The sequence below is a fragment of the Streptomyces graminilatus genome (genome assembly GCF_001418565.1).
GTDB lineage: Bacteria > Actinomycetota > Actinomycetes > Streptomycetales > Streptomycetaceae > Streptomyces > Streptomyces graminilatus.
In genome coordinates, this window is record NZ_LIQQ01000662.1 from 1 (window position 1) to 6995 (window position 6995).

Here is a 6995-nt window from a genome sequence, read left to right on the forward strand (position 1 = left end):
GGCGAGGTGGGCGGGGAGGCCGCGTTCCGGGGGCCGCGCAGCACCGAGGCCAGCACCCTCGGCCGGAGCACGACCTGGGGCGGGGCCAGCAGATGGGTCATGTCGAACAGGGCCGTGGCCACGGCGCGGTCGGTGGTCGCCACCTTGAGCAGCCGGTCGGTGTAGCGCTTGCCGAGCCGCGCGGCGAGCGGCAGCGGCCCGTCACCGGCCCCCGGATACGCCAGGTCGGCGTTGCCCGACAGCATCCACGCGGCGTCCACGCAGCGGGCGATCCGCTTGCGCAGCGGGCCGGTGAAACCGGGCGGGATCCGGCCCGTGCCGCTGGTCCCGGCCCGCTCCAGGGCCCGGCGCAGCGTGAGGGCGCTCATGCCCGCGACGGAGATGCCCTGCCCGTAGGCCGGGTTGAAGGCGCCGACCGCGTCCCCCAGGACCAGGAAACGGTCGGGCCAGCGCGCCAGCCGCTCGTAATGGCGTCTGCGGTTCTCCGTACGGCCCGATCCGTACACCTCGCCCAGGGGCTTCGCGTCGCGGATCGCGTCGTACAGGACGGTGCTGCGCAGGCGTTTGGCGAAGTCGGTGAAACCCGCGTGGTCGAGGGGCGGCCGTTCGCCGCCGAGACCGGCCACGGAGACCATCCAACGGCCGTTCTCGATGGGGTTGAGGATGCCGGAGCGCGGTTCCTGGGGTGTCGACTGGAGCAGGACGCACTTCCAGTCGGCGGTGTGTCCCGGCGGGGGTTCGAAGACGCAGGTGGCGTAGGCGCAGTCGGCGTCCACGACGGTCTCCTCGGGGGGCTGGTAGCCGAGGCTCCGCAGCCAGGCCGGGGTACGGGAGCCGCGGCCGGTCGCGTCCACGACGAGGTCGGCCTCCCACTCGTACGGCGCTCCCCAGCTGGTGCGCGCCGAGGAGTCCCGGTCCCGCAGCAGCACACCGCGGACCGAGTCGCCCGGTCCGGCGAGGAGCCCCACGGCCTCCGTCTCCGCGCGTATCTCCACGGTGGGCAGTCGCTCCAGCCGTCTGCGGACCGCCCAGTCGAGCAGATTGCGCGAGCCGGACAGGACCACGTGCCGGCTGTCGAAGCGGTCCACCCAGCCGCCCGCCACGAGCAGCAGCATGTCCTGCGGCATCCGGACCTCGACCATGCCCAGCTCACGCAGCTCGCCGAGCAGGCCGGGCAAAAGCAGTTCGAGGGAGCGCTGGCCCGCGCCCAGCAGATTGTGGGTGTGACGGGCCTGTGGCACCCCCCGCCGCCAGCGTGGCTCGTCGGGGTAGCGGTCGCGCTCGACGAGGGTGACCCGGTCCACGTGCGGGGCCAGCGCGGCAGCCGCGCAGAGCCCGGCGAGGCTGCCGCCCAGCACCACGGCGTGGCTGCCCGCGTACCCGTCCGGCCCCCGCCGCTCACTCATGGGACGGCCCCCGGCGGGCGAGCCACTCATGGGCGGCGGCGTACCAACTCGGGGCGGTGCGGTGGACGTTGAGGGAGTGGGCGGCGTCGGGGACGACGAACGCCTCCAGGTCGGTGGTGCCGGTGTAGAACTTCCGCTCGTACGCGACGACCGACGCGGCGTCCTCGGTGGAGACGTCACCGCCGCCGAAGAGCCGGTCCTCCCGGCCGACCACCAGCAGGACGGGCACCCGTACCCCGGCGGCGGCCTCCGGCTGGTAGATCGCGTCCAGGGTGAAGCCCTCCCCGGCGGTCACGGTCGACTTGGTGTCCTCGTGGTACGCGGACAGGCCGGCGTCCATGCCGGCCGGGTGCTCGTACAGGGCGGCACGGCGGCCCGGTCGGGTGGTCAGATAGTTCTCCGGCGGATCGGCCGGCGCGAGCAGCGCGTCCTCGGCGGCCGGGTACAGCGCGGGGAGCGCCTCCGGATAGAGCGGGCCGAGAGCGTGCAGCAGCCCGGTGACGACCAGGGCGTCCAGGTCCTGGTGGCGGGCCGCCTCGATCAGCGCGATGCCCGAACCGAGCGAGTGCCCCACGGCGACCACGTGCCGGAACGCGGGCAGGCCGGGCGCGCCCCGGCGCAGCGCGGTCACCACCTGGTGCACGGCCTCGACGTTGCTCTCCACCGTCACCTGCTCGGCGGGCGGATGCTCGCTCGTGCCGGTGCCGGGGCGGTCCAGGGCGAGGACGGCGTAGCCCTCGCCGACCGCGTGCCGGGTGTAGTCGAGGGCTCCGGGGGCGGTCCAGTAGCGGCTGTCGTAGGTGAGCCCCGGCAGCAGGAGCTGCACCGTGTCGGGCGGGTCACCGGCCGGGAGGAACAGTTCCGCACCGAGCCGCCAGGTGGTGCCGGGGGCGTGCGGAGGGGTCACGTCGAAGCTGACGGAGCTGACGGAGCTCATGCGTAAGGCGCCCTTCTGCTGTGCTGGATTGCTGCCGGGGGTGGGATCAGTGGACGGTGACGTCCGGTTCTCCGGAGGCGATTCCGGCCGCCTCCATCTGCTCGGCGATCTTCATCGCCTCCTCGATGAGGGTCTCGACGATCTTCGACTCGGGCACCGTCTTGATGACCTCGCCCTTGACGAAGATCTGGCCCTTGCCGTTGCCGGAGGCGACGCCGAGATCGGCCTCGCGAGCCTCGCCGGGGCCGTTCACCACGCAGCCCATGACCGCGACGCGCAACGGGACCTCCATGCCGTCGAGACCGGCCAGGACCTGATCGGCGAGCTTGTACACGTCGACCTGGGCCCGCCCGCAGGAGGGGCACGAGACGATCTCCAGCCGCCGCTGGCGCAGGTTCAGCGACTCCAGGATCTGGATGCCGACCTTGACCTCCTCGACCGGCGGCGCCGACAGGGAGACCCGGATGGTGTCGCCGATGCCCTCGGCGAGCAGCGCGCCGAAGGCGACCGCCGACTTGATCGTGCCCTGGAAGGCGGGCCCGGCCTCGGTCACGCCCAGGTGGAGGGGGTAGTCGCAGCGGGCGGCGAGCTGCCGGTAGGCGTCGACCATGATCACCGGGTCGTTGTGCTTCACGGAGATCTTGATGTCCCGGAAGCCGTGCTCCTCGAACAGCGAGCACTCCCACAGCGCCGACTCCACCAGCGCCTCGGGGGTGGCCCTGCCGTACTTCTTCAGGAGCCGCTGGTCGAGGGAGCCCGCGTTGACGCCGATCCGGATGGGCACGCCCGCGCCCGCCGCGGCCTTCGCGATCTCCTTCACCTTGTCGTCGAAGCGTTTGATGTTGCCCGGGTTGACGCGGACGGCCGCGCAGCCCGCGTCGATCGCGGCGAACACGTACTTCGGCTGGAAGTGGATGTCGGCGATCACCGGGATCTGCGACTTCCGCGCGATCAGCGGCAGCGCGTCCGCGTCGTCCTGGGAGGGGCAGGCGACCCGGACGATCTGACAGCCCGACGCGGTGAGCTGCGCGATCTGCTGGAGCGTGGCGTCCACGTCGGCGGTGAGGGTCGTGGTCATGGACTGTACGGACACCGGGGCGTCCCCGCCGACCGCCACGGAGCCCACCCTGATCTGCCGCGACGGGCGGCGCGGGGCGAGCCGGGCGGGTACGGCGGGCATACCGAGCGCTACGGACGCGGTCATCACACAGCTCCCTTCAGTGGAGGCAGTCCGGTGGCCTCGGCCACCGCTCGGCCGGCCTGCTCCGCGATACGGTCGCTCGACAGACCGCACTCGGCGAGCAGTTCGGCGCGGGAGGCGTGCTCCAGGAACCCGGCGGGCACCCCGAGCACGCGCAGTTCGCGGGGGACGGTACGGGCGTCCCGCAGCGCCGCCGCCAGGGTCTCGCCGACGCCGCCGGTACGCAGGCCGTCCTCGGCCGTGACCACGACGTCGAACCGTCCGGCCAGTTCCACCAGTGCCGTCGGGACCGGCTTCACCCAGCCGGGGTCGACCACCGTGCAGCCGATGCCCTCTGAGGCCAGGCGCCGGGCGGCGGCCACACAGGTGCCCCCGAGTGCGCCGACCGCCACGAGCAGGACGTCCTCGCCGGTACGGGCCAGCACGTCGATCGACGTGGTGCCGTCCGGTCCGGCGATCCGCTCCAGCGCGGGCACGTCGGGCGGCAGGGCGCCCTTGGGATAACGCAGCAGGGTCGGGGCGTCCTCGGTGCCGAGCGCCTCGTCGAGCCGGCGGCGCAGGGTGGCCCGGTCCCGGGGCGCGGCGATCCGCAGGCCCGGCACCGCCTGGAGCGTGGCGAGATCCCAGATCCCGTTGTGGGACGCCCCGTCGTCACCGGTGATCCCGGCGCGGTCGAGGACGAACGTCACCGGCAGCCGGTGCAGGGCCACGTCCATGAGGACCTGGTCGAACGCCCGGTTCAGGAAGGTCGCGTAGACGCACACCACCGGGTGCAGACCGCCCATGGCCATGCCGGCCGCGCAGGTCACCGCGTGCTGTTCGGCGATGCCGACGTCCACCACCCGGGCGGGCAGGGCGCGTTGCAGGGGCAGCAACCCCGCGGGCTCCAGCATCGCGGCGGTCAGCGCCACCACGTCGGGGCGGCGTTCGGCCTGCGCGAGGAGTTCCTCGCCGAAGGCCGCCGTCCAGGTCGGCCCGGCGGCCGACGGCTTTCCCGGGGTGGGGGAGGGGGCGGCGCGTACGGCGTGGAAGCGGTCCCTGGCGTCCTCCTCGGCGGGCGCGTACCCGCGGCCCTTCTCGGTGATGCAGTGCACGACCACCGAGCCGCCGAAGGCCCGGGCGCGGTGCAGCACCGCCTCGACGGCCTCGCGGTCGTGGCCGTCGACCGGCCCGAGGTACTTCAGACCGAGGTCCTCGTAGAGCGCCTGCGGGGTGAGGAAGTCCTTGAGGCCCTTCTTCGCCCCGTGCAGGGCGCGGTAGACGGTGTCACCGACCGCGGGCACTCCCTGGAGGGTGTCCTTGGCGCGCTCCAGGAACTCCTCGTACCCGCGCGAGGTCCGCAGCGCCGCCAGATGCTGGGCGAGGCCGCCGACGGTCGGGGCGTAGGAGCGTGCGTTGTCGTTGATGACGACGACCAGCGGACGGCCGGGCGCGGCGGCGATGTTGTTGACGGCCTCCCAGGACATGCCGCCGGTCAGCGCGCCGTCGCCGATCACGGCGACCACATGGCCCGGGTCGCCGCGCGACTGGCGGGCATGGGCCAGTCCGTCGGCGTAGGAGAGGGCGGTGGAGGCGTGCGAGTTCTCCACCAGGTCGTGCTCCGACTCGGCCCGGCAGGGGTAGCCGGACATGCCGCCACGGGTGCGCAGCGTCGCGAAGTCGGCGACCCGGCCGGTGAGGAGCTTGTGCACATACGTCTGGTGGCCGGTGTCCCAGACGAGACTGTCGCGCGGGGAGTCGAAGACGCGGTGCAGGGCGATCGTCAGCTCGACCACCCCCAGATTGGGGCCGAGATGACCGCCGTTGCGGGTCACCCGTCCGATGAGCAGCGCCCTGATCTCCCCGGCGAGCCGGTCGAGGTCCAGGGGGCCGAGGCCGCGCAGGTCGGCGGGGCTCTTGATGCGCTCCAGCAGTTCCAAGGTCAGCTCCTCGTTCCCACGGGCAGGTCCGCGCGGACGTCCGCCGCGACCTGCCGGAAGGACACCTGTGTCTCCGGACGCAGATTCAGGTCGGGGCCCGTCACCAGGGTGTCGACGGCGATCAGCACGTTGTAGTGGTTGGGGAAGTGGCAGGCGTCGAAGCCGAGCACGGTGCCCACGAGACGGCCGTCGGCCCACACCTCGTCGCCCCGGTCGATCACCCCGGCGCCCTGGATCTCGGCGAAGCCGAGGAATCCGACCCGGTCGACGCGGGCGCCGGGCGGGCTGCCCGCCTGGTCGGTGGTGACCAGCTCGTGCACCTCGCCACCGCGTACGCACCGGCTGGTGAACTCCTCCAGCCGCATGCCCCGGTCGTCGCGGCGGTGGGTCAGCACCTTCACGACCGAGGCGTGCACCGCGCGTTTGGCGCCGTCCTCGCGGGGGTTCACCGGCGGGCTCCTTCCGCGCGGTAGACGGCGTCGACGAGTTCGAGGGCGGCGAGCCCGCCCGCCGAGGCGTCCTGTCCGGCGCGCAGCCGGGTGTCGAAGTCGGTGAGGACACCGACGTACTCGTGCCACAGCGAGCCCTTGAACTCCGGGTGACCGTCGAGCATGTCGGCGAACAACCTTGTCCCGTCGGCGAGTTCGACGGTGACGTCCTTGACCTCGCCGTCGTAGGACCAGTCGAGTTCGACGCGGGCGGTGACGCCGGACGCGGTGGACAGGGTGATGCCGGCCCGGCGGTCGGTGCCCAGGCCGTCGCGGGCGACGTCGGCCGCCGTCAGACCGACGTCGCCGAGGAACAGTCGTACCAGGTCGAAGGCGTTGGGACCGTTGTCCGCCACGCAGCCGCCGCCGCACCGGTCCGCGTCGAGATACCAGCGGTCGTCGCCCGCGTGGTCCTCGATGCGTTCCAGATAGCGGACGGTGAGGGAGCGTACGGGCGCGTCGGCCGCCGACACCTCCGCCAGCAGGCGCAGGACGGCGGAGTTGTAGCGGCGGTGGAAGGACGTGAAGAGGGTGACGTCCTTCTCCCGGGCCAGCGCGGCCAGGGCGCGGCCGTGCTCGACGCGGGTGGCGAGCGGCTTCTCCACACAGACCGCGACCCCCGCCGCGAGGGCGTCGGCGCACACCGTGGCGTGCGCGTCGTTGGGTACGTTCACGACGACCGCGTCCACGGCGGCGTCGGCCAGCAGTTCGGTGTGGCCGGTGTAGCACTTGGCCCGGTCGTGGAACGGCTCCAGGGCGGCGGGCCGCAGATCGCACACGGCGGCCAGCTCCAGGCCGGGCAGCCGGTCGAAGGCGGCGACATAGAACTTCGAGATGACCCCGAGGCCGATCAGCCCGACGCGGGTCGGCCGGTCCGTGGGCCGGTTCACCGGGCCACCGCCTCGGGGAACGCGATGCCGCGTTCGGCGGCCAGGGCGGTCAGCTCGGCGTGCCGTTCGGCGGACAGCGGGACGCCGTGCTCCCGGTGGTGCGCGGCGGTCAGCTCCTCGGGCCGGCCCGGATAGCTGACCGCCGCGCACCACC

6 protein-coding genes are annotated in these 6995 nt (G+C 73.2%); all 6 read right to left on the minus strand.

Features of this window, described 5'->3' with window-relative positions; genetic code table 11:
- Positions 1–1406: NAD(P)/FAD-dependent oxidoreductase (locus AOK08_RS39370; protein WP_055535029.1), on the minus strand; the 1406-nt coding region annotated here is incomplete at its 3' end.
- Positions 1399–2343 carry an alpha/beta hydrolase gene (locus tag AOK08_RS39375; protein WP_055535031.1) on the minus strand — a complete coding sequence of 315 codons (945 nt, stop codon included), beginning with the start codon at positions 2341–2343 and terminating at the stop codon, positions 1399–1401. The genes AOK08_RS39370 and AOK08_RS39375, both read right to left, overlap by 8 nt.
- Positions 2344–2389: 46 nt before the next feature.
- The gene (gene ispG, locus AOK08_RS39380; protein ID WP_055535033.1) at positions 2390–3547 is read right to left on the minus strand and encodes a flavodoxin-dependent (E)-4-hydroxy-3-methylbut-2-enyl-diphosphate synthase; all 1158 of its coding nucleotides are present in this window, start codon (positions 3545–3547) and stop codon (positions 2390–2392) included.
- On the minus strand, positions 3547–5463 hold the full coding sequence (dxs, locus tag AOK08_RS39385; protein WP_055535035.1) for a 1-deoxy-D-xylulose-5-phosphate synthase: 1917 nt from the start codon (positions 5461–5463) through the stop codon (positions 3547–3549). Before dxs ends, ispG begins: the two co-directional genes overlap by 1 nt.
- A gap of 2 nt (positions 5464–5465) precedes the next feature.
- Positions 5466–5912, minus strand: a complete 447-nt coding sequence (locus tag AOK08_RS39390) for a DUF6917 domain-containing protein (protein WP_055535037.1) — start codon at positions 5910–5912, stop codon at positions 5466–5468.
- Positions 5909–6841 carry a Gfo/Idh/MocA family protein gene (locus AOK08_RS39395; RefSeq protein ID WP_055535039.1) on the minus strand — a complete coding sequence of 311 codons (933 nt, stop codon included), beginning with the start codon at positions 6839–6841 and terminating at the stop codon, positions 5909–5911. The genes AOK08_RS39390 and AOK08_RS39395 overlap by 4 nt, the downstream gene beginning before the upstream one ends.
- Positions 6842–6995: the final 154 nt, after the last annotated feature.

Coding starts and splice junctions, on each gene's coding strand:
- AOK08_RS39375 (WP_055535031.1), bottom strand. CDS start 2,343: ATGAGCTCCGTCAGCTCCGTCAGCTTCGACGTGACCCCTCCGCACGCC.
- ispG (WP_055535033.1), bottom strand. CDS start 3,547: ATGACCGCGTCCGTAGCGCTCGGTATGCCCGCCGTACCCGCCCGGCTC.